Consider the following 21,413-nt stretch of genomic DNA (forward strand, 5'->3'; position numbering starts at 1 on the left):
AAATAATTAAAGCCGACTTTATGAGTCGGCTTTTTTTTGAGTAAAGCGCCTATAACACATAATACAGAGGATAATACTATGACGCGCCGTGCTATCGGGGTGAGTGAAAGACCGCCACTTTTACAGACAATCCCGCTTAGTTTGCAACATTTGTTCGCCATGTTTGGTGCAACCGTCCTGGTGCCCGTCTTATTTCATATTAACCCGGCGACTGTACTGTTATTTAACGGTATTGGAACGCTGCTGTATCTCTTCATCTGTAAAGGGAAAATTCCGGCTTATCTTGGTTCCAGCTTTGCCTTTATTTCACCGGTATTGTTACTGTTGCCGTTAGGGTATGAAGTCGCGCTGGGCGGCTTTATTATGTGCGGCGTGCTGTTCTGCCTGGTTTCTTTTATCGTGAAGAAAGCGGGGACCGGCTGGCTGGACGTGCTGTTTCCACCTGCGGCAATGGGCGCAATCGTTGCCGTCATCGGTCTGGAGCTGGCGGGCGTAGCTGCCGGTATGGCGGGTTTACTCCCGGCTGAAGGGCAAACGCCAGACTCCAAAACCATCATCATCTCTATTACCACCCTGGCGGTCACGGTTTTAGGTTCCGTGCTGTTCCGTGGTTTCCTGGCAATTATCCCGATTTTAATTGGCGTGCTGGTGGGGTACGCGCTCTCTTTCGCAATGGGAATTGTCGATACCACGCCGATTATTAATGCTCACTGGTTTGCGCTGCCAACCCTCTATACGCCGCGCTTCGAGTGGTTTGCCATTCTGACTATTCTGCCAGCGGCGTTAGTGGTTATTGCCGAACACGTAGGGCACCTGGTAGTAACGGCTAATATCGTCAAAAAAGATCTGCTGCGCGATCCAGGTCTGCACCGTTCGATGTTTGCTAACGGCCTGTCGACCGTGATCTCCGGCTTCTTTGGCTCTACGCCAAATACCACTTACGGAGAAAACATTGGCGTGATGGCGATCACCCGTGTTTACAGTACCTGGGTTATCGGCGGGGCGGCGATTTTCGCTATCCTGCTTTCCTGCGTCGGTAAACTGGCTGCCGCTATCCAGATGATCCCATTGCCGGTGATGGGCGGCGTTTCGCTGCTGCTTTATGGTGTCATCGGTGCTTCCGGTATTCGTGTTTTGATCGAATCGAAAGTGGATTACAACAAAGCACAGAACCTGATCCTGACTTCCGTGATTTTGATCATCGGCGTCAGTGGCGCGAAGGTAAACATCGGCGCGGCGGAGTTGAAAGGTATGGCGCTGGCGACCATCGTCGGTATCGGCTTAAGTTTGATTTTCAAACTGATCAGTGTGCTGCGCCCTGAAGAAGTGGTGCTGGACGCAGAAGACGCGGATATAACAGACAAATAATGTACCGACCGGGCAGTGTTGCTGCCCGGTTCAAACATCATGGGATTCTGTGGTAAACTTCTCGCGATTTTGTGAAATCCTGGTTGAGGTATCTCTGAACACACCGGCACAGCTCTCTTTGCCACTTTATCTTCCTGACGACGAAACCTTTGCAAGTTTCTGGCCGGGGGATAACTCCTCTTTACTGGCCGCGCTGCAAAACGTGCTGCGTCAGGAACATAGCGGTTACATCTATCTCTGGGCACGCGAAGGCGCGGGGCGCAGCCATCTGCTGCACGCGGCTTGCGCGGAATTGTCGCAGCGTGGCGATGCGGTGGGCTATGTCCCGCTGGATAAACGCACCTGGTTTGTTCCGGAAGTGCTCGACGGTATGGAGCATTTGTCGCTGGTCTGTATCGACAACATTGAGTGTATTGCAGGCGATGAGTTGTGGGAGATGGCGATTTTCGATCTCTACAATCGAATTCTGGAATCGGGCAAAACACGGTTGTTGATCACCGGCGATCGTCCACCGCGGCAGTTGAATCTGGGATTACCGGATCTCGCGTCGCGACTCGACTGGGGGCAGATCTACAAATTGCAGCCACTTTCTGATGAAGATAAGTTGCAGGCGCTACAGTTACGCGCGCGTTTGCGTGGTTTTGAACTGCCGGAAGATGTGGGGCGTTTCTTGCTGAAGCGGCTCGACAGAGAAATGCGCACGCTATTTATGACGTTGGATCAGTTGGATCGTGCGTCGATTACCGCGCAACGTAAATTGACCATTCCGTTTGTGAAAGAAATTCTGAAGTTGTAGATAAGGTGTTTATTGTCGGATGCGGCGCGAACGCCTTATCCGAACTACGCGAAGTTAATCCATAATATTCGTAGGCCGGATAAGACGTGGCAAGCGTCGCATCCGGCAATGTGCTTCAACTAGCGATGGAGCACATCTTAACCCACGATTTCCAGTACCTGCTCCGGTGGACGACCAATCCGCGCTTTGCCATTCGCGACCACAATCGGGCGCTCCATCAGCTTCGGATTATCCACCATTGCCTGAATCAGCGCCTCTTCGCTAAGCGAACTGTCAGCCAGGTTCAGTTCTTTATAAAGATCCTCTTTCTGGCGCATCAATTCACGGGCGCTATTCATCCCCAGCATTTTCAGCAAATCGCGCAGCGTTGCCGCATCGGCGGGTGTCTCAAGGTAGAGCACCACTTCTGGCTCCACGCCGTTTTCTTTCAGCAGGTTCAGCGTTTCCCGGCTCTTTGAACAGCGTGGGTTATGGTAGATTTTTACCTGTTTGGTCATTGTTCTTCCTTTAATGCGAATTACATCTTGGTATAAGGCTTAAAGCGTTCCTGCAGCTGGCGCAACTGGTCGATGCGCGCATCGTAACGCGCTTGTTGCAGGCTGCCTAATTTCACCTGCGAACTGGCGCTACTCAACAGCGAAATGGCCTGATCGAGTCGTCCGGCGAGCGCATAACCTTCTGCTCGCGCAGCCAGCTCCTGATCGCGGTTATTTAGCGCGGCTTCCGCCTGTGCCAGCAAATCCCAGCCGTTGCTGTCATCTTTATTATTAAAGGTGTAGCGATTAAGAATATTGGCCGCTTCTTGTGGTTGACCGCCTTGTAGATAAGCGTTCGCCAGGTTGAGCTGCAACACAGGATTGGTGCGCAAATCGCGGGCATTTTTCAGACGATTGATCGCCTCATTGGCTTTGTTTTGCCCAAGATCGATATCGGTAGCCAGATCGAGATACCATGCGTTGCCAGGTTCTGCCGCCAGTAACGGTTGCAGCGTTTTTCGCGCCTCGTCGTATTTATTGGCTTCCATCGCCTGTAAAGCACGACCATATTGTGCTGCTCGTTGCTGACGAACGTTTCCTTTCGCCCATTCATCCAGCAAATCACTGGTGAGCTGGTTACGTCCGGAATTATACATCCCCAGTGTGCGCGCTTTCGCCAGATAGAAATCTTCCGACGACTGCACCACCATCGGGCGCATCTGATTAGCACGGTTGCGGGCATCTGCCAGACGACTTTCCGGCAACGGGTGAGTCAATAAAATTTCCGGCGGACGCGAGGAGTAACGCGCCTGATCGAGTAATTTTTCGAGGAAGGTCGGCATCGCCTGCGGATCGAATCCTGAGCGTTGCAGCACCTGAATACCAATGCGGTCCGCTTCCTGTTCATTTTGCTGGGTGAAACTGATCATCCCCTGACGCGTTCCCGCCAGTGTACCGGTCAGCGCCGCCATCCCCGCCTGCGGACTGGCCATCGCCAGTAAAATAGAACCTAACGCGCCGACCCAGGTCAGCGGCGCGCTGCGCTGCTGATCTTCCATCGCTCGCGCCAGGTGACGTTGGGTGACGTGGGAGATTTCGTGCGCCATAACTGAAGCCAGTTGACTTTCGTTATCGGAATAACGGAACAGGGCAGAGTGCAGCACCACGTTGCCGCCAAAGAAAGCAAAGGCGTTAATTTCGTCGTTGTTGATCAGAAAAAAATGAAACGGTGTCTTAACCGAATTGGCATGCGAAACCAGACGCATCCCCAGCGAATTAATATATTGCGTTAACAGCGGGTCATTAATTAACGGCGCGCTGCCGCGTAGCTGGCGGACATAATAGTCGCCCATCTGCATTTCCTGACCAATGGAAAGCGTGCTTCCTGCGGAGGTTCCCATATCCGGCAAGGTGTCTGCGCTGTCGGCAAACGCCGGGGCTACCTGACCAATGGTCATAGCAGCAATGAGGGTTGCAACCAGGTTTTTTTTCAACTGCCTGAACATAACCTCTATCCTGTATTTCTGAAGATAGTCATTTGACCGATACTGTGAAATATCGTTCCCACCGCGCCGCCTTTGAGTGTAACGGCGAAGATTAGCCCACTCAAATGACTTTTCAGTTTCCTGAATCCGTCATAAAAAGCGAAGTCTTTTTTGTGACATTTCGATACAATTGCGGATCGCAATCCCGCTCTTGAGGTTCAGGGAAGGTCTTTATGCTCGAAATGTTGATGCAATGGTATCGCCGCCGTTTTAGCGACCCGGAAGCGATTGCCTTGCTGGTTATTTTAGTTGCCGGATTTGGCATTATCTTTTTCTTTAGTGGCCTGCTTGCTCCGTTGCTGGTGGCTATTGTGCTGGCCTATTTGCTGGAATGGCCAACCGTGCGCCTGCAATCTATTGGCTGCTCCCGCCGCTGGGCGACGTCGATTGTATTGGTGGTTTTCGTCGGTATATTGCTACTGATGGCGTTCGTGGTACTGCCTATCGCCTGGCAACAGGGCATCTACTTAATCCGCGATATGCCGGGGATGCTCAATAAGCTTTCTGACTTTGCCGCCACGTTGCCGCGCCGCTATCCGGCGTTAATGGACGCGGGCATTATTGATGCAATGGCCGAAAATATGCGCAGTCGGATGCTGACCATGGGCGATTCGGTGGTGAAAATTTCCCTCGCCTCGCTGGTCGGTTTGCTGACCATTGCCGTCTATCTGGTGCTGGTGCCATTGATGGTCTTCTTCCTGCTGAAAGACAAAGAGCAGATGCTGAACGCCGTTCGTCGGGTGCTGCCGCGCAACCGTGGACTGGCAGGACAGGTGTGGAAGGAGATGAATCAACAAATCACCAACTATATCCGCGGCAAAGTGCTGGAGATGATCGTGGTGGGGATCGCCACCTGGCTGGGGTTCTTGCTCTTTGGGCTGAACTATTCGCTGCTGCTGGCGGTGCTGGTCGGCTTCTCGGTACTTATTCCGTACATTGGCGCATTTGTGGTGACCATTCCGGTGGTTGGCGTGGCGCTATTCCAGTTTGGTGCAGGCACGGAATTCTGGAGCTGCTTCGCAGTGTATCTGATTATTCAGGCGCTGGACGGCAACCTGTTAGTACCGGTGTTGTTCTCCGAAGCGGTTAACCTGCATCCGCTGGTGATTATTTTATCGGTGGTGATCTTCGGTGGTTTGTGGGGATTCTGGGGCGTATTCTTCGCCATTCCATTGGCGACGCTGATCAAAGCCGTGATCCACGCCTGGCCCGATGGGCAAATAGCGCAAGAATAATCTTCAGCCCGACGAACTGTTTCGCCGGGCTGATTTTTCAGGATTCCTGACGTAAATAAATAGCCCGATAACACATACTCACCAGCACTGCACCGCCGATAATATTACCCAGCATCACCGGGAGCAGATTGGCGGTAATAAAATGGCTTACCGTCAGTGCCGGAAAATTGTCTGCGCTACTGTGCGCCAGTTGCCAGAAGGAGGTAGGGGCGAAATGGCGAATGGCAATGGCGAACGGAATCACAAACAAATTGGCGATACAGTGCTCAAAGCCACTGGCGACAAACAGGGTGATGGGCAAAATCATGGCGACGATTTTGTCGCATAACGAACGCCCGCAATAACTCATCCACAGCGCCAGGCAAACCATCAGATTGCACATAATGCCGAGGCTGACAGATTCAGTAAATGTATGATGCATTTTGCCCTCGGCGCAGTGTAAAACCGCGACTCCCCACATCGCGTTTTCACTCATCACCAGCCCGGAAAACCAGATTAACAAACTGAAACAGGCAATACCTGCCAGATTACCGCAGGCCACCAGAAGTGCGTTAATCAGCCAAGTTCGCCAACTAATAACGCCCCGACTTTTTGCCATCACCGTCATTACCGACGAGGTGAACAGGCTGGTGCCGCAAACCGCCAGCAAAATAAAGCCGAGTGTAAAGCAAAGGCCGCCCACCAGATGGGTTAATGCCTGTGAAGACGGGGCATCGGCGATAACGGAAAGGTAAAAAGTAAATCCGATCGCCATAAACACGCCAGCGGACATCGCCATTAAAAAGACCGACACTTTACTGCGGGCAATTTTATGGGCGGCAATCCGTTCAGCGATTGCCGCTTTTCTGGCGCTCAACTGCAAGTCGAAAGAGAGTTTGTTTCTCATGCATACTCCTGCAAAAGCAGATTACAACACCTCGCGAACCGAGATCCCCAGACGCTGCATTCGTGACAGCAGCGTGGTGCGCTTCATCCCTAATCGTGTCGCCGCGCCACGGGGCCCGGCAACAATGCCATTGGTTTCTCGCAATACCTGAACAATGCGCTGACGTTCTTCTTCGTCATTCTCTGGCGTCGTCGGGTGCAGCAACTGCGCCATTGAACTGCGAAGCGCTGAATCTTCATTTAGCGTCGGCAGTAAACGGCTTTGTCGGACATTAAGATGTAAATTCAGACTGTTACCACGAGTCAACAGTACCGCCCGCTCAATCACGTTTTCCAGCTCGCGCACGTTGCCCGGCCAATCCCACGACATCAACTGGCGTAGCGCCTCGGTCGGGATGGCGTCAATTGCGCGATTCATATGGCGCGCCATTTTTTGCGTGAAATGTTTTGCTAAAAGAGGGATATCTTCCGGACGGTCGCGTAGCGGCGGCAATTCCAGTGGGAAGACATTCAGGCGATAAAAGAGATCGCTGCGAAACTGGCGATCTTCAACCATTTGCCACAAATCACGGTTGGTGGCGGCAATGACTCTGACATTCACCGGGATCGTTCTACTCCCGCCGAGACGCTCAATCTCCCGCTCCTGCAATACGCGCAGCAGTTTAGGCTGAAGTTCTAACGGCAGATCGCCAATTTCATCGAGAAACAACGTGCCGCCATCGGCAATTTCAAAACGACCACGATGGGTATTAATCGCACCAGTAAACGCCCCTTTGTCATGACCGAATAACTCACTTTCCAGAAGACTGGCGGGGATGGCAGCGCAGTTGATTTTGACCAGCGGCTTGTCGCGTCGCGGGCTAAGTTGATGGATCGCTCTGGCGATTACCTCTTTGCCAGTTCCGGTTTCACCGCAAATCAACACCGTACTGTCGCTCTTCGCCACAATATCTACCTGCTGGAGCAGGTCTTCCATTGCCTGGCTTTGATAGATAATGTCACCGACGCCCAGATTCGAAAGGAGCTGCTCGCTAAGCTGGTGGTTTTCTTGCTGCAAACTTTCCTGCAAATCGGTCATGCTACGCCAGGCATCGGCATTGCCAACGGCAATAGCGATGCGATCGGCTATGTGTTGTAGTAGCTGGCAGTTTTCCTCACTAAAGAGAGTGGAAGAGGTATGCGCCAGCAACAATGCACCCGGTGTATGGTTGCCAAAGGTAAGCGGTATAAGGAGCGCAGATTCGCAGCCGTTAGATGCAAGTAAGTGTAATAACGGGTCGCGTTGCCAGAGAAACAGATCATCTGCACGGTGCGTCAAGGTCGGTTGTCGGGTTTGTAGCGTTTGTATCAGCAATACACTGTCGCCAGGCATATTGCGTGGCAGACACGCACAATGTGAGGCAGAAAGATCGCTGCACCACAGGCTGAACTTCTCGTTCTTTCGATGATCGCCCAGTACCATACTGACTGAAGCCAGACCGAAAAAATGATGGATCTCACGGGCGACGTCAGCGATCAGATCGTCGAGATCAAGATGTGACAGCACTGCATTAGTAATATCAACCAGTACCCGATGATGATCGCAATCTTTCTTCAGCAAACGCAGCGCCACCTGCTGTTCTTCATCATTGAGCCATGATTGCAGAACCGGGGTGATAATGCGTGCCAGCCAGTTAAACAGTGTGCAATCCTGGGGAGTAAAACGACTGCCGTGGGTGCGAATAAAGCGTAGCTCCGCCATTCCACTACTGCCGAGAAGGACGGCGTGACGCGAATAATCGACCATCTCGCCCTGATACTCTACTGTTGCCGTCACATCGCTGCCATCATCATGGTAGCGGTAATAGAAGTTGCTTTTGAGAACATGCAGTTCAATAAGTTGTACCGGGCTGAACGGCGGCGGCAGCGGGATGAAGGCGCGTAATAAAGACGCCTTGCCGTGTTTCTGCGCTAACCGCTCCGCGAGCATTCCGTTTACCGCTTCAATTGTTATTCCTTGCGGCGGGGCAAACATCGCCTCGTCTGACATAGCCATCAACAGTCCTTATTAATGAGAAATCCTTCTCACGCAATTTTTCTGGCCATCAGATAGATGGCCGGTTCCTGCACAATTTCATCCAACAGATGAATGAATTGAATGCTACGCGCCTGCCACACAGACGTCGCGTCATCCGCCAGTGGCGCGAATGCCCGGGTCAACAGGGCGGTGTGGCTGGTGTCAATAACAATCTCACCAAAAGTCATCACCCCCAGCATCTTACGTCGGGCTTGCTCCTCTTCGACCAGTGCAAGCCAATCTTCGTATTCCGTCAGTGGGCAGCGGAAGGCGACATTCAGACAATCAATCACGCCAACGTGATGACCGATAGCCAACGAGTAATACATTACCTGGGAGCTGTGTTCCGGCATCTCGTCGCTACTGGCGATAAATTTTTTTCGCAGCGTCCAGAAAACAATTTCCCCGCACTCTTCAGTCATGTAACCCCCGGAGTACGCGAAAGAGTTGCTGAACGATACTATTGAGACGTGGATCGTCGGCATCGCGCAACCAGGTGTTAACCCGATTTCCTGTAGGATCGTCGCTTAAATGGCGCAGGAGCCGATCGCAAATTTCTCGCCCCTGACGATAGCCCGCCAGCCGCCGCGCTTCTCGCTCAATGGCGATACGCTGTGATGGCGGGATCTGCGGCCACAACGGTTGCATAGTCACCCCGGTGGGATCGCGATAATCCACCGCGTGAATCTTCTGTTGCAGCAAACCGAGCGCCACGGCGAAACCGTGAATGGTGGCGGCCGGTGTTGGCGGGCAGCCGGGGATCCAAACATCAATGGGGACAATGGTGTCGCTGCCGCCCCAGACGCTGTAGAGATCGTGGAAAATACCGCCGCCGACACCGCACGCGCCGTAGGAAACACAGATTTTATGATCGGGGGCAGACTCATACGCCCGAAGTGCAGGCATACGCATCGCCCGGGTGACTGCGCCAGTAAATAACAAAATATCGGCGTGACGCGGTGATGAAACAACCTTAATGCCAAAACGTTCTGCGTCGAATACTGGTGTGATGGCGGCAAAAATTTCGATTTCACAGGCGTTGCAGCCGCCGCAATCGACGCGATAAACGTAGGCTGAGCGACGGATATCCTGTAGCAAATGCCGCTTCATCTTTTGCGTTTGCTCGTCCAGCGTGATGGGCTGGCTGACATGTTGTGTAAGCACTGGACTCATAGCTGCTCCTTAGCCACCAGCGGTACATCTGTATCGTCGTTGATCAGCGCCGCGCGTTGTTTGCACTCCGGGCAGACGCTCGCTTGCGCCCGCAACATTTCGTGGTTTTGTGGCGCATTTTGTTGCTGTGCCAACAATTCAGCAGCCAGTGCGACGGTTTTTTGCGGGGCAAACGGGCGTTCGCAACGGCTGCAACGTTGTAGATGGAACGTCGCGCGGGTATAGAGATCGGCTTTATTGGTGACGGTCAGTTCAAAGTTATTGGTAAGCTGGATGGCTCTGGTCGGGCACACTTCTTCACAACGTCCGCAGTAAATACAACGCCCCAGATAGAGCTGCCAGGTGCGCGAATTTTGCTGGTCGTCGGTCTGGATAGTCAGCGCATTTGCCGGACAAGCACAGGCGCAGGCACCACAGGCAATACATTGGCTGGGCATCAGGTCCGGTTTCCCGCGAAAGCCTGGGCTGACCTTCAGTGGCGCGAAGGGATATTTCACCGTCGCGGTTCCGGCGCGCATAATAGTTTTCAGTAACTTCAGCATCTTCTGTCCTTACTTCAGCGGCGAACGGTTACGATCAATGCCGTAGCGTTCGATCTCTTTATACGGCACGGTTTTTGACTGGCGCTTGCGCACATCAACCAGCGTCACACGGTCGGTACAGGAGTAGCAGGGATCAAGGCTACCGATAATCAGCGGTGCGTCAGAAACGGTATTGCCGCGTAGCATGTAACGCAGCACCGGCCAGTTGGCGTAGGTGGCGGCACGACAGCGCCAGCGGAACAATTTTTGGTTATCACCGAGCATGCTCCAGTGCACGTCTTCACCGCGTGGCGCTTCAACAAAGCCGAGCGCGAATGCGTGAGGTTTATAGCTAAAGCCTTCGGTCAGCAGTGGGGTATCCGGCATGTTGTCGAGAGCAAATTCCAGCATTGCCAGCGAATCAAACGTCTCTTTGACACGGACCATCACGCGGGAGAAAACATCGCCGCCGGTGAAGGTAAACAGTGTTTTTGGAATATTGCCGTAGTCGGCGTAGGGGTGATCAAAGCGCAAATCACGGGCAAAACCACTGCCGCGGATCAGCGGCCCTACAGGGCTATAATCACGGGCGATTTGTCGGTCTAGAATGCCAATGCCCTGAGTGCGTTGTTCCATATTCGGCGTGGCAAGCAGCATTTCTACCAGCTCCGACACGTCGGCGCGCATCTCGCGCACCAGTTTCAGCGTTTGCAGACGTTGCTCTTTGAGAATATCGCGGCGAACACCACCAATCAGATTCAGACCGTAGGTTTTACGCGACCCGGTCAGCAATTCCGCCATTGTCATCGACTTTTCCCGCACGCGGAAAAATTGCATAAAGCCGGTATCAAAACCAACAAAATGGCAGGAGAGGCCAAGGTTGAGCAAATGACTGTGTAACCGTTCGACTTCCAGCAGAATCGAGCGAATGGTATGCGCTCGTTGCGGCACCTCAATCCTCAGTGCATTTTCAACCGAGTTGGTATAGGCCACACTGTGGGCAAAACCGCAAATCCCACACACGCGGTCCGATAAGAAGGTCACTTCGTTGTAGCCCATCCGCGTTTCTGCCAGTTTCTCCATGCCGCGATGGACATAAAACAGGCGGTAATCAGCATCGACAATTTGCTCGCCATCCACAAACAAGCGGAAGTGACCCGGTTCATCGGAGGTGATATGCAGCGGGCCGACAGGGATCACCCGCGCATCGCTGTTGCCCTTATTGATAAACGGATACGTTTCGGAATCAGTCGTCGGTTCAGGGCGCAGTCGATAATCCATCGCATCTTTGCGCAGCGGATGCATATCTTCCGGCCAGTCATCGGGCAACACCAGGCGACGCTGATCCGGCAGGCCAACCGGAATCAGCCCGTACATATCGCGAATTTCTCGCTCGCCCCAGACCGCGGCAGGGACGCGCGGTGTGACTGACGGAAACTCCCGACTGTCGGCATCGACCAGTGCCTTCACCACGATCCAGCATTTTTCGGCCCCTTCCATAGAAAGGGCATAATAAACCGCGTAATGACCGTTAAGTGTCCGCTCGTCGTTGCCAAACAGGACCGGAAGCCAGCCATCATGTTGATAATAAAGATACTGTACAACGTCAGGCAGCAGATTGATTTTCACCGTAATGGTGACCTGTTCAGGCGTTTGTCGCTCTTCATCCAGCACCGCGCCGGGGAACTGCGTTTTCAGGGCGGCGAGAATCGCTTCGCCACGATTTGACGATGAATTAACGTTCACTGTGTTTCTCCGAAACAGATGCGGTGCCTGAAGGCAAAAAATCATGCCAGGTGCTACGTTGTGCAGGCAGGTCGTGCGTCCCTGAGAGGACTATAGTGGAAGCGCCCGCCAGGATCCTGATGACAGGTTGTGGAATATGCGTTCCCATCGCCAGCATCATGACCAGCAGAATCACCATTGGCGAGGTGGTCAACCAGCCGAGATCACCCCGGTTAACGGCCTGCGGCGGTTTCGCCATTAACACCCGCGCAGCCATCCGTACCAGGCCCGCCAGCACCAGCGTTAACAGCAATAACAGCAGGACGATAATCAGCAGATGATTACGTGCCAGTCCGGCGGTAACGGTCATAAATTCGCTAAGAAAAATGTTGAAGGGCGGCATCCCTGCCAGCGCCAGCGCACCGCCGCCAAACAGCACGGCGGTAAATGGCATGATTTTGAGCATCCCACAGACGACGTTGAGATCGCGTGTGCCGTACTTGAGCAGTACATTGCCGGAACCGCAGAACAGCAGCGTTTTTACCAGACTGTGGTTTAAGGTGTGCAGCAGCGCGGCAAAAATTCCCAGCGGCCCGCCAATGCCTAACGCCACCGCGACCAGTCCCATGTTCTCCACGCTGGAGTACGCCAGCAGACGCTTAATGTCCCGCTGTACCAGAATGAAAAATGCCGCCACGGCAACCGACAACATGCCGAAGATGAGCAATAACCGGTTGGGGAAATCGCTGCCGATGGCCTGGCAAATAATGATGTAATAGCGAATAAGCACCAACAGCGCGCAGTTCAGCAATACGGCGGAGAGCAGGGCGCTGACCGGACTCGGCGCTTCACTGTGAGCATCTGGCAGCCAGGCGTGCATGGGGAATAGCCCGGTTTTAGTGCCAAAGCCAATTAGCACAAACACAAAGGCCAACAGCATTAATGTTGGGTCAAGCAAGGACGATTGCTTAAGAACCTCGCTCCAGAATATCGCCATTTCTGCCTGCGGCATAACGCTGGCGGCGTTGGCGTATACCAGCACGGTACCGAACAGACCAAAAGCGACACCAACAGTACAAATAATGATGTACTTCCATGCTGCTTCCAGCGATGAACGCTGACCGTAAATGCCTACCAGAAACGCCGAGCTTAAGGTGGTGGCTTCGATCGCCGCCCACATCACAATCAGGTTATTGCTGGTAACAACCAGCAGCATGGTGAACAAAAACAGATGGAAGAAACCGTAGTAATCGCACAGCGTAACGGGTGAAAGCTCGCCGTGTGCCACTTCATGACGCATGTAGCCAATCGAGTAAACACCGGTGAGAAAGCCAATCACACCAAGAATGGCGAGGAACAAACCGCCCAGACCATCAATATGAAGCCACAGTCCCGCAGCGAATATTTCTCCTGCATCAGCGGCAGTTTGGACCACCCAGAGTGCCAGAATCAGCAGCAGTGTGATCCCTAAGCAATGTAATACTGTCACCGTGCGAGTCGCAGAGTGCCCCCGTTTCCGGCAGGCAAAACAGAGCAGCGAAAAAAGCAGCGGCGTGAGCAGGAGTAAAGCGAACATCACAGAATAACTCATCTCATTATCCCTTCAGCGCGGTCAAGTTGTTCACGTCCAGCGTGCCGTGGGTACGCCATATTTTTCTTGCCAGTAACACCATCACAATGACGGCGAAGATGGCGTCGGTAGCGATACCAATTTCCACCAGTTCCGGTGCACGCCAGGCTAGAAGCGCCAGCACCAGATGGGAGCCGTTTTCCATCAGGCAGTAACCAAAAATTTGCCGCAGGATATTGCGCTGGCTAACAATGCACAGCAGGCCAAGCAGAAAATGACCTAACGCCACCGCCAGCGCCGGTTTCAGCCCGGTAGCCATCGGTAGCTTCACGGGCTGAACGACAAATGCGCAAAGCAGGACAATTAACGCCGCGAGCAGTGCCATCATTGCCGGACCGAATAAGGCTTTTTCCGGGATGTTCTGGGGAATATTTCGTGCAGCGTAAGTCATGATTAACGGTACCAGCAGCACTTTGGTGATAAAGGCGCTGGCGGACCAGATCAGCAGTTGCTCTGCGGCGAACAGGCACGAGAGGGTGGCGAAAATAGACACCAGCACCAGCGACTGGCAGGCGTAAAATCCGCATGACAGGCGATAGCTTTTGACGCTAATCACAAACAGCGATGTCAGCATCATCAGTCCCGCTAGATTATTTACGATCATAGAACCGGCCATTCATCATCTCCTTACTGCAACCAGGTCGCGGCGATTACGCTGGAAATCAGCGACATCACAATCAGTACAATCAGCACCAGGCGCATTGACCCTGGCAGCGGTGCGGCATCGGCGACGGCCTCGCTCGGTTTGCCGGGGACGACGCGACCAAACCAGCGAATAAACCAGGCGAAACTGGCGACCGATTCAATCATCAGCAGAATCATGGCGGGCAGCAGGATCCAGTACTCCACTGACAACGCAAAACCGGCGGCAAAAAGCGGGAATTTACTGAAGAAGCCGTTGAACGGCGGTACGCCGGTAATCGCCAGCGCTGCCACGCAGAAACCCACGCCTGGCAACGGCAGGGTGTGCAATACGCCACGCAGACGCGGCAACAAGCGCGTGCCGCAGCTGTAACTCAGCGCACCTGCTACAAGGAAAAACAGGCTTTTAGCGAACGCGTGGTTGACGATGTAGGCGATGCTACCCTCCAGCGCCAGCCGCGAGCCGAAGATGGAGAGCGACAAGCCGAAGAACATCCAGCCAAGTTGAGTGATGGTCGACCAGGCCAGCAACCGCTTCATATCCTGCTGTGGCAAATACATCAGAAATCCATAAAGAATGGTGACCAGCGCCATGACCATGCCAACGCCGCCAATCACATGCGGGATATTGCCGCCGTCGATAATGGCGCGGGCAAAAATGTAAACGCCCACTTTCACCATCGATGCGGCGTGGAGATAGGCGCTGATCGGTGTTGGCGCTTCCATTGCGTCCGGTAGCCACGCTTGCATCGGTAGCTGGGCCGATTTCCCCCACGCGGCAAACAGGATGCCGCCATAAACCAGATAACGTGCGTCGCCGTGTAACTCGCTCATCGCGCTAAGCGCAAACGTTCCGGTCTGCAAAAACAGCGTGGCGGCGGCAAGATACAACCCCAACGAACCGATATGGGTGATAAGCAACGCTTTTAGTGCTGAACGCTGCGCTTTATCGCTCTGGTAATAACTGATCAACGCCCAGGAGCAGCCGCCCGTAATTTCAAAAAACAACAACTGACCGAGCAGCGTCAAGGAGAGTACCAGTCCCGCCATCGCGCCGATAAACACCAGCAAAAATGCGTAATAACGATTCGTGCCGTTATGCGGGTGTTCGCGATTTTTATCCGACAGATAACCCGTGGAGTAGATCGTGACCAGCAAACCGAGAAACACCACCACAAACAGAATCAGCGTACTCACGCGATCAATGACCAGGCCAAACAATGCCACATCCCCCACGTTGACCAACGTCAACGTGACGGCAACTTTATCGGCCTGATAAAACGCGGAGATCAGCGACAACATGCACAGCGTGGTCAGCGCGGCGAACAAAACCCCCCATTCGGCGGCCCGACGTTGTGGCGAAAACGAAACGACCAGTGCGCCGATAAAAGGCAGCAATAACGTCGTCAGAGCAAGATTTTCCATATTCCGTCAGTGCTCCTTACAGACCGGTTAACCAGAAGACCCATGCAAGCGCAGCAAGGCTGAAGCCAAGCCAGGTCACATGGTGAATGAGTAAAAAACGCCCGCGTGCCAGCGTGTTTTCTGCGATAGAGGCCAGAACAAAAATCAGCAAAACCTTGAGCAGCGTAACGACAAGTGAAGTCAGCAGGCAGGCGAGAGAAAGCTCTTGCGCGCGCCCAAAGGGCAGAAACAGGGCCACAAACAGTGCTGCCATCACGACCTGTTTCAGCCCCAGCCCCCATTTCGCTAGCGCCAGCCCGGCACCGGAATATTCGGTCAGCGGGCCTTCCTGTAATTCCTGTTCTGCTTCAGCAACATCAAAGGGAATTTTTCCCATCTCAATGAAGCAGGCAAAACCACAGGCCAGTAACGCCAGTACGGTGGTTAGCGGCGAGTTCCAGCCCGTTGCCAGCGTATTGCTGATCATCTCGATATGCGTGGAACCTGCTATCAGCGCCAATACCAGCAGTGAGAGAATGAGCATGGGTTCGACCAGAATGCCGAGCGTCAACTCGCGACTGGCACCGACTCCCGCAAACGGGCTTCCGGTATCCAGCCCTGAAAGAGCAAAGAAAAAACGAAACAGGGCAAGAAGATAGATAAGGGTGATCAGATCGCCGCCGCCCGCAAAAGGGGAAACGGTAATAAATAGTGGTAGGGCCATCGCCAGCACCAGCATGCTGCTGATTAATACCCACGGCATCAGGCGGAACATCAGACCTGAAGATGTCGGCGCAACTTCCTGCCGTTTAAACAGTTTGTGGATATCGCGATAATCCTGCCAGATCCCCGGTCCGCGGCGGGAGTGCATTCGCGCGCGTATCTGCCGGGAAATACCCGTAAAAAGTGGGGTTAGCATCAGCAGAATCACGGCCTGTGCTAACGCAAAAATGACCAAATATCCGTCGCAAAGAGTTTGTCTCATGGTTATTTCCTTAGACGACAATAGCGATTAGCAGCACAACCAGTGCGGCGACCACATACAGGCAATAGAGACGAAAGTCGCCGCTTTGCAGATGCTGTATTTCTTTGGCCAGCTGTTGGGTGGCGCTCACGATGGGGCGGATCACCCGCTCATCCCAGAAGGGTTCTGTGCTCTGGGCCCTGGCGGTGACGTGCGCAAGACCTTTATTTAGCCTCAGCGTAGGGTCGAGCTGTTGTCGTAGACGAAATAGCGCAGAAAAGACCACACGCAGCGGCTGCATCACGCCATTGCCTGACGGGGCCATCGCATTTTCCCAGCCGTAGCCGCATGCCCAGGCATCTCCTGTGCGACGAAACGCTGCGCGGCGCGAACGACACCACAGCCAGTAAAGGCCAGGCAGCAAAGGCATCGCCAGTAGTAACAGCAACAGTAATGAGGGGGTGACCTGTGTATGAAACGTGCCGGGTACAAGTGCTATTCCGCTGGCGACAGTGACGGGAGGGGTATCGGTAAACGCATGGGCAATATGCATTATCTTCGGTGCCAGCCAACTGGCACTAAGCGCAATTAATACGCAGAGTGCCGCGAGCAGTAGCATGGCGACGATCATCGTATTTGGCACTTCCTGTGCCTCTTCAGCGTGTGTACTGCGCGGCGCACCACAGAAAGTAATACCGTACATTTTTACGAAGCACATTACTGCCAGCCCACCAGTGACTGCCAGCATTACCATAGCAATAGGACCCGCAAGTTGTAGCGCTACGGCTTCCACACGACTTAGTGAGAACAGCGACTGCCAGGTGTACCATTCGCTGATAAAACCATTCAGCGGAGGAAGGGCTGATATCGCGAGGCAACCAATCAGGCATGCTGCGGCTGTCCACGGCATCCGTTTCGCCAGTGCCCCCATTTTTTCCATGTCGTGGGTATGCAAACGCGAAATAATCGCGCCCGCGCCGAGAAATAGCAGCCCTTTGAACAGCGCATGGTTGAGCAGATGAAACAGTGCGCCGAGCAGTCCAACCACGGTGAGCAGCGGGTCGTGCAGTGACAGACCGACCATCGCCACACCGACTGCCAGCAAAATAATGCCGACGTTTTCGACGGTACTCCAGGCCAGCAGCCGTTTGATATCCTGTTCCGCCAGCGCATATAGCACGCCCAGGAGCGCGGAGATTGCGCCGATCGCCATCACCAGAATGCCCCACCACAGAGGCAAACCCGTTTGCGCCAGCAGATCCATCGCTACTTTCAGGATGCCGAAAATACCGATTTTGACCATTACGCCAGACATCAACGCCGAAGCGTGCGATGGTGCGGCAGGGTGAGCGCGCGGCAACCAGCTGTGCAACGGCATCATCCCGGCTTTCGCGCCAAAACCGAAAAAGGCCAGCAGGAACACCGCCGACGCCAGCCCCGGAGAAAGTGAAAGCGTGCGGAAACTGGCAAAATCGAGGCTGCCGCTTTCGCGCCCCATCAGCAAGAAGGCGATCATAATCAGCACCGATCCGGCGTGGGCGATAAAAAAGTAGAGCATGCCAGCGTTGATCGACGTTTTATCCTGCCTGGCAATGACCAGAAACCAGGAAGACAGCGACATCATTTCAAACAGCACGATGAACCAAAAAGCGTTGTCCATCACCAGCAGGGCAACCATCGATGCGATGAAAATATTCATAAAGAAGCCCATCGCCGCCGCGCCTTTGCCCTCGTATTCGCGCATATAAGTCAATGAATAGAGCGAACAAACCACCACCAGCAAGGAGATAACCAGCACCATAAATGCCGAGAGGCTATCCATTCGCAGGGTTAAATCGGCAAAGTCAAAAGGGGTGGCAAAACGGGCGACTAAAGTTACGCCTGCATGTAATTGCGTAATTCCGCTGATGATGCCAATCACGCCGCCCACCAGCGATGTGATGCCGGAAAGCTTAATAGCCAGTCTGTCCAGACCGAGTAAAAACAGCGAAGCCAGACTGGCAAACAGATAGAGGATCAGCGACCAGGTTAATAATTGCAGGGCATCCATTAGCGTTGCTCCTGAGTGAGGGAAAGGGGATCCTCCCCGCCATTGGCAAACCAGCTTGCGGCAAGGCGCTGTTTTTCTTTCATCTGACGTTGCAGGCTATCGTCGGTGATCAGCCGTAACGCCTGATTCGGGCAAGCGCGAACGCAGGCCGGACCTTGTGGCAAGAAATCACACAGGTCGCATTTCACCGCGACGGTCTGGACACCCGGTTCCCAGCGCAGCAAAGCATGTTGGGTTGGCGCGTTTTCTTCGCCGTCTTTGAGTGAGCCTTCAGCCTGAAAAACATATTGCGCAGGGGCATTCACCGGACGGCTTCCTGAAGCGCTGATTGCGCCAAATGGGCAGACCACGGCGCAAAGCTTGCAGCCAATACAGAGGCTTTCGTTGAGTTGGATCGCATCATCCCTCTGGGAGATGGCATTGACCGGGCAGACCTGCAGGCAAGGGGCTTCCTCACAGTGATGACACACGACAGGGGCAGTGAGTGTTGACGTCTTCGCCAGGGCCAGGCGCGGGTGTTGCTGTAAACCTTGCGTTTTATGCACGTCCGAACAGGCAGCGAGACAGGTATTACATCCTGTACACCACAGTGGTTCGGCCACCACAAAGCGGTTCATGTCGGCTCCTTGAAAATGATATGAAACATTGCATTTCATATTGCATAAAGGATGCCAGTCTGATTAATTTAATATATTCAATAAGTTATGAATTAACTGGATTCTGAACGGTACAAAAATGATGGTCATTAACGTTCAGCAAAAAATGGATTCGACACCCGTGTCGCAGGGGAAAGCGAGAATGTGATCTTGATCACGATAAGTGAGGTGTGCTGACCGCAAGCGCAGCCAGCACGGAATGGAGCAAAGTAATCAGGCGTGTTCTTTCAGCCAGTTCAGCACAACGTCGTGGTGATTGCTGGTTTTGAAATCGTCAAAGACATGTTCGATTTTGCCATCAGCGTCAATCAGGAAGCTGATGCGATGAATACCATCGTAGGTTTTGCCCATGAAGGACTTTTCCCCCCAGACGCCGAATTGCTCGCACACCTGGTGGTCCTCATCAGACAGGAGCGTAAAGTTAAGCAGCTCTTTTTCCGCAAAACGGGAGAGTTTTTCGGGTTTATCGGTGCTGATACCCAGCACATCAACGCCCGCTTTTTTCAACTCATCCATGTTATCGCGTAAGCCGCAGGCCTGTACGGTACAGCCGGGGGTCATGGCTTTCGGGTAGAAATAAACCAGAACACGCTGTCCCTGGAAGTCGGTCAAATTAACTTGTTCTCCGTCTTGATCCGGCAAGCTAAATTTCGGTGCGATATCACCGGCTTTCAGTGGATTCATTACTTAACTCCATCCTGTTCATCATGTTGGGAATAATTGACGACGTTAATACTGCCTTGTGCATTGAGTTCTGTACATAGGGCTTTGAACGCTTGCTCAATATTTGCTGCGTCCGCAGATGCGGGGCTGTGGGCAGTAATCTGAATATGCAACTGCGCAGCCCGTTCATTTTCAGCAGGTTGTGTGCGCGACACCAGCTCCGCAATGTTCATATGATGCGCGTCGAAAAGTGCTGTGAAGCGTTCAATTAAATGCGGGGAGTCTGCAACATCGACCTGAACCCAGACAGATGCTGGCATTGGCGGACGCGGACGCGCCGTCGTGCGCTTCATCACGATTAAAAGATCCAGTTCGGCACCTTTCAACGGTAACGTTGATTCAATCAGAGTAATGGCATTCCATGAACCGGAAAGCAGCATGATAAACGTGAACTCTTCTCCCAGCATCGCCAGGCGACTGTCTTCAATATTACAGCCGCAACTACTGACATGACGGGTGATGGTGTTCACAATTCCAGGGCGATCGGCACCCAACGCAGTGATCACCAGATAATGTTGCGATGACAGTGTCAAACTGGTTATTCCTTTAAGGGGTGAGTTGTTCTTAAGGAAAGCATAAAAAAAACATGCATACAACAATCAGAACGGTTCTGTCTGCTTGCTTTTAATGCCATACCAAACGTACCATTGAGACACTTGTTTGCACAGAGGATGGCCCATGTTCACGGGAAGTATTGTCGCGATTGTTACTCCGATGGATGAAAAAGGTAATGTCTGTCGGGCTAGCTTGAAAAAACTGATTGATTATCATGTCGCCAGCGGTACTTCGGCGATCGTTTCTGTTGGCACCACTGGCGAGTCCGCTACCTTAAATCATGACGAACATGCTGATGTGGTGATGATGACGCTGGAGCTGGCTGACGGGCGCATTCCGGTGATTGCCGGGACCGGTGCTAACGCTACTGCGGAAGCCATTAGCCTGACGCAGCGCTTCAATGACAGTGGTATCGTCGGCTGCCTGACGGTAACCCCTTACTACAATCGTCCGTCGCAAGAAGGTTTGTATCAGCATTTCAAAGCCATCGCTGAGCATACTGACCTGCCGCAAATTCTGTATAATGTGCCGTCCCGTACTGGCTGCGATCTGCTCCCGGAAACGGTGGGCCGTCTGGCGAAAGTAAAAAATATTATCGGAATCAAAGAGGCAACAGGGAACTTAACGCGTGTAAACCAGATCAAAGAGCTGGTTTCAGATGATTTTGTTCTGCTGAGCGGCGATGATGCGAGCGCGCTGGACTTCATGCAATTAGGCGGTCATGGGGTTATTTCCGTTACGGCTAACGTCGCAGCGCGTGATATGGCCCAGATGTGCAAACTGGCAGCAGAAGGGCATTTTGCCGAGGCACGCGTTATTAATCAGCGTCTGATGCCATTACACAACAAACTATTTGTCGAACCCAATCCAATCCCGGTGAAATGGGCATGTAAGGAACTGGGTCTTGTGGCGACCGATACGCTGCGCCTGCCAATGACACCAATCACCGACAGTGGTCGTGAGACGGTCAGAGCGGCGCTTAAGCATGCCGGTTTGCTGTAAAGTTTAGG

At 53.2% G+C, this 21,413-nt stretch carries 20 protein-coding genes; 4 read left to right on the top strand and 16 right to left on the bottom strand.

The features are described 5' to 3' along the window. Positions 1-78 precede the first annotated feature (78 nt). Together uraA and ACJHW7_RS04450 are read left to right on the top strand one after the other, a co-directional pair. Complete coding sequence (uraA, locus tag ACJHW7_RS04445) at positions 79-1,368, top strand: uracil permease (protein ID WP_000198328.1); 1,290 nt, start codon at positions 79-81, stop codon at positions 1,366-1,368. Positions 1,369-1,462: 94 nt separating this feature from the next. After that, positions 1,463-2,164, top strand: coding sequence for a DnaA inactivator Hda (locus tag ACJHW7_RS04450; RefSeq protein WP_001307333.1), 702 nt, complete (start codon positions 1,463-1,465; stop codon positions 2,162-2,164). 137 nt (positions 2,165-2,301) lie between these two features. On the opposite strand, the gene arsC is transcribed toward ACJHW7_RS04450, so the two are convergent. Further along, positions 2,302-2,661 carry an arsenate reductase (glutaredoxin) gene (gene arsC, locus ACJHW7_RS04455; protein WP_000166449.1) on the bottom strand — a complete coding sequence of 120 codons (360 nt, stop codon included), beginning with the start codon at positions 2,659-2,661 and terminating at the stop codon, positions 2,302-2,304. Positions 2,662-2,681: 20 nt separating this feature from the next. Further along, positions 2,682-4,145 (bottom strand): beta-barrel assembly-enhancing protease, encoded by a 1,464-nt coding sequence (gene bepA / locus ACJHW7_RS04460; RefSeq protein ID WP_000489667.1) that lies wholly within the window; start codon positions 4,143-4,145, stop codon positions 2,682-2,684. Between the two features lie 212 nt (positions 4,146-4,357). On the opposite strand from bepA, the gene ACJHW7_RS04465 reads away from it, so the two are divergent. Beyond that, complete coding sequence (locus ACJHW7_RS04465; protein ID WP_000892044.1) at positions 4,358-5,419, top strand: AI-2E family transporter; 1,062 nt, start codon at positions 4,358-4,360, stop codon at positions 5,417-5,419. A 37-nt stretch (positions 5,420-5,456) separates the two neighbouring features. On the opposite strand, the gene focB is transcribed toward ACJHW7_RS04465, so the two are convergent. From focB to ACJHW7_RS04535, 14 genes are all read right to left on the bottom strand, one after another. Then, complete coding sequence (focB, locus tag ACJHW7_RS04470; protein WP_021557077.1) at positions 5,457-6,305, bottom strand: formate transporter FocB; 849 nt, start codon at positions 6,303-6,305, stop codon at positions 5,457-5,459. Positions 6,306-6,326: 21 nt separating this feature from the next. Beyond that, positions 6,327-8,339 (bottom strand): DNA-binding transcriptional regulator HyfR, encoded by a 2,013-nt coding sequence (hyfR, locus tag ACJHW7_RS04475; protein ID WP_001625647.1) that lies wholly within the window; start codon positions 8,337-8,339, stop codon positions 6,327-6,329. 29 nt (positions 8,340-8,368) lie between these two features. Further along, on the bottom strand, positions 8,369-8,782 hold the full coding sequence (gene hyfJ / locus ACJHW7_RS04480; RefSeq protein WP_021557076.1) for a hydrogenase 4 assembly chaperone HyfJ: 414 nt from the start codon (positions 8,780-8,782) through the stop codon (positions 8,369-8,371). Beyond that, the gene (hyfI, locus tag ACJHW7_RS04485; protein WP_000075558.1) at positions 8,775-9,533 is read right to left on the bottom strand and encodes a hydrogenase 4 catalytic subunit HyfI; all 759 of its coding nucleotides are present in this window, start codon (positions 9,531-9,533) and stop codon (positions 8,775-8,777) included. Before hyfI ends, hyfJ begins: the two co-directional genes overlap by 8 nt. Then, positions 9,530-10,075 (bottom strand): hydrogenase 4 subunit H, encoded by a 546-nt coding sequence (gene hyfH, locus ACJHW7_RS04490; RefSeq protein WP_021557075.1) that lies wholly within the window; start codon positions 10,073-10,075, stop codon positions 9,530-9,532. The genes hyfI and hyfH overlap by 4 nt, the downstream gene beginning before the upstream one ends. A gap of 9 nt (positions 10,076-10,084) precedes the next feature. Continuing rightward, complete coding sequence (gene hyfG, locus ACJHW7_RS04495; protein ID WP_021557074.1) at positions 10,085-11,800, bottom strand: hydrogenase 4 catalytic subunit HyfG; 1,716 nt, start codon at positions 11,798-11,800, stop codon at positions 10,085-10,087. After that, positions 11,790-13,370, bottom strand: a complete 1,581-nt coding sequence (hyfF, locus tag ACJHW7_RS04500; protein ID WP_021557073.1) for a hydrogenase 4 subunit F — start codon at positions 13,368-13,370, stop codon at positions 11,790-11,792. Before hyfF ends, hyfG begins: the two co-directional genes overlap by 11 nt. Before the next feature lie 4 nt (positions 13,371-13,374). Next, positions 13,375-14,025 carry a hydrogenase 4 membrane subunit gene (gene hyfE / locus ACJHW7_RS04505; protein ID WP_021557072.1) on the bottom strand — a complete coding sequence of 217 codons (651 nt, stop codon included), beginning with the start codon at positions 14,023-14,025 and terminating at the stop codon, positions 13,375-13,377. Positions 14,026-14,036: 11 nt separating this feature from the next. Next, positions 14,037-15,476, bottom strand: coding sequence for a hydrogenase 4 subunit HyfD (gene hyfD, locus ACJHW7_RS04510; protein ID WP_000429092.1), 1,440 nt, complete (start codon positions 15,474-15,476; stop codon positions 14,037-14,039). A 16-nt stretch (positions 15,477-15,492) separates the two neighbouring features. Beyond that, entirely contained in the window at positions 15,493-16,440 is a 948-nt protein-coding gene (hyfC, locus tag ACJHW7_RS04515) for a hydrogenase 4 subunit HyfC (RefSeq protein WP_001441047.1), read from the bottom strand. A gap of 10 nt (positions 16,441-16,450) precedes the next feature. After that, positions 16,451-18,469, bottom strand: a complete 2,019-nt coding sequence (hyfB, locus tag ACJHW7_RS04520; RefSeq protein WP_021557071.1) for a hydrogenase 4 subunit B — start codon at positions 18,467-18,469, stop codon at positions 16,451-16,453. After that, positions 18,469-19,086: a hydrogenase 4 subunit HyfA gene (gene hyfA / locus ACJHW7_RS04525; RefSeq protein ID WP_001400729.1), complete on the bottom strand. Its 618-nt coding sequence runs from the start codon at positions 19,084-19,086 to the stop codon at positions 18,469-18,471. The genes hyfB and hyfA overlap by 1 nt, the downstream gene beginning before the upstream one ends. A 252-nt stretch (positions 19,087-19,338) precedes the next feature. Further along, positions 19,339-19,809, bottom strand: coding sequence for a thioredoxin-dependent thiol peroxidase (gene bcp, locus ACJHW7_RS04530; RefSeq protein WP_001068682.1), 471 nt, complete (start codon positions 19,807-19,809; stop codon positions 19,339-19,341). Beyond that, positions 19,809-20,381, bottom strand: coding sequence for a glycine cleavage system transcriptional repressor (locus ACJHW7_RS04535; protein WP_000176187.1), 573 nt, complete (start codon positions 20,379-20,381; stop codon positions 19,809-19,811). Before ACJHW7_RS04535 ends, bcp begins: the two co-directional genes overlap by 1 nt. A 145-nt stretch (positions 20,382-20,526) precedes the next feature. Here ACJHW7_RS04535 and dapA point away from each other — a divergent pair, with 145 nt between their 5' ends. After that, positions 20,527-21,405: a 4-hydroxy-tetrahydrodipicolinate synthase gene (gene dapA / locus ACJHW7_RS04540; RefSeq protein ID WP_001295469.1), complete on the top strand. Its 879-nt coding sequence runs from the start codon at positions 20,527-20,529 to the stop codon at positions 21,403-21,405. The last annotated feature ends 8 nt before the right edge of the window (positions 21,406-21,413 follow it).

It is taken from the genome of Escherichia sp. WS1152 (assembly GCF_046487665.1).
In the GTDB taxonomy this organism is placed as follows: domain Bacteria; phylum Pseudomonadota; class Gammaproteobacteria; order Enterobacterales; family Enterobacteriaceae; genus Escherichia; species Escherichia coli.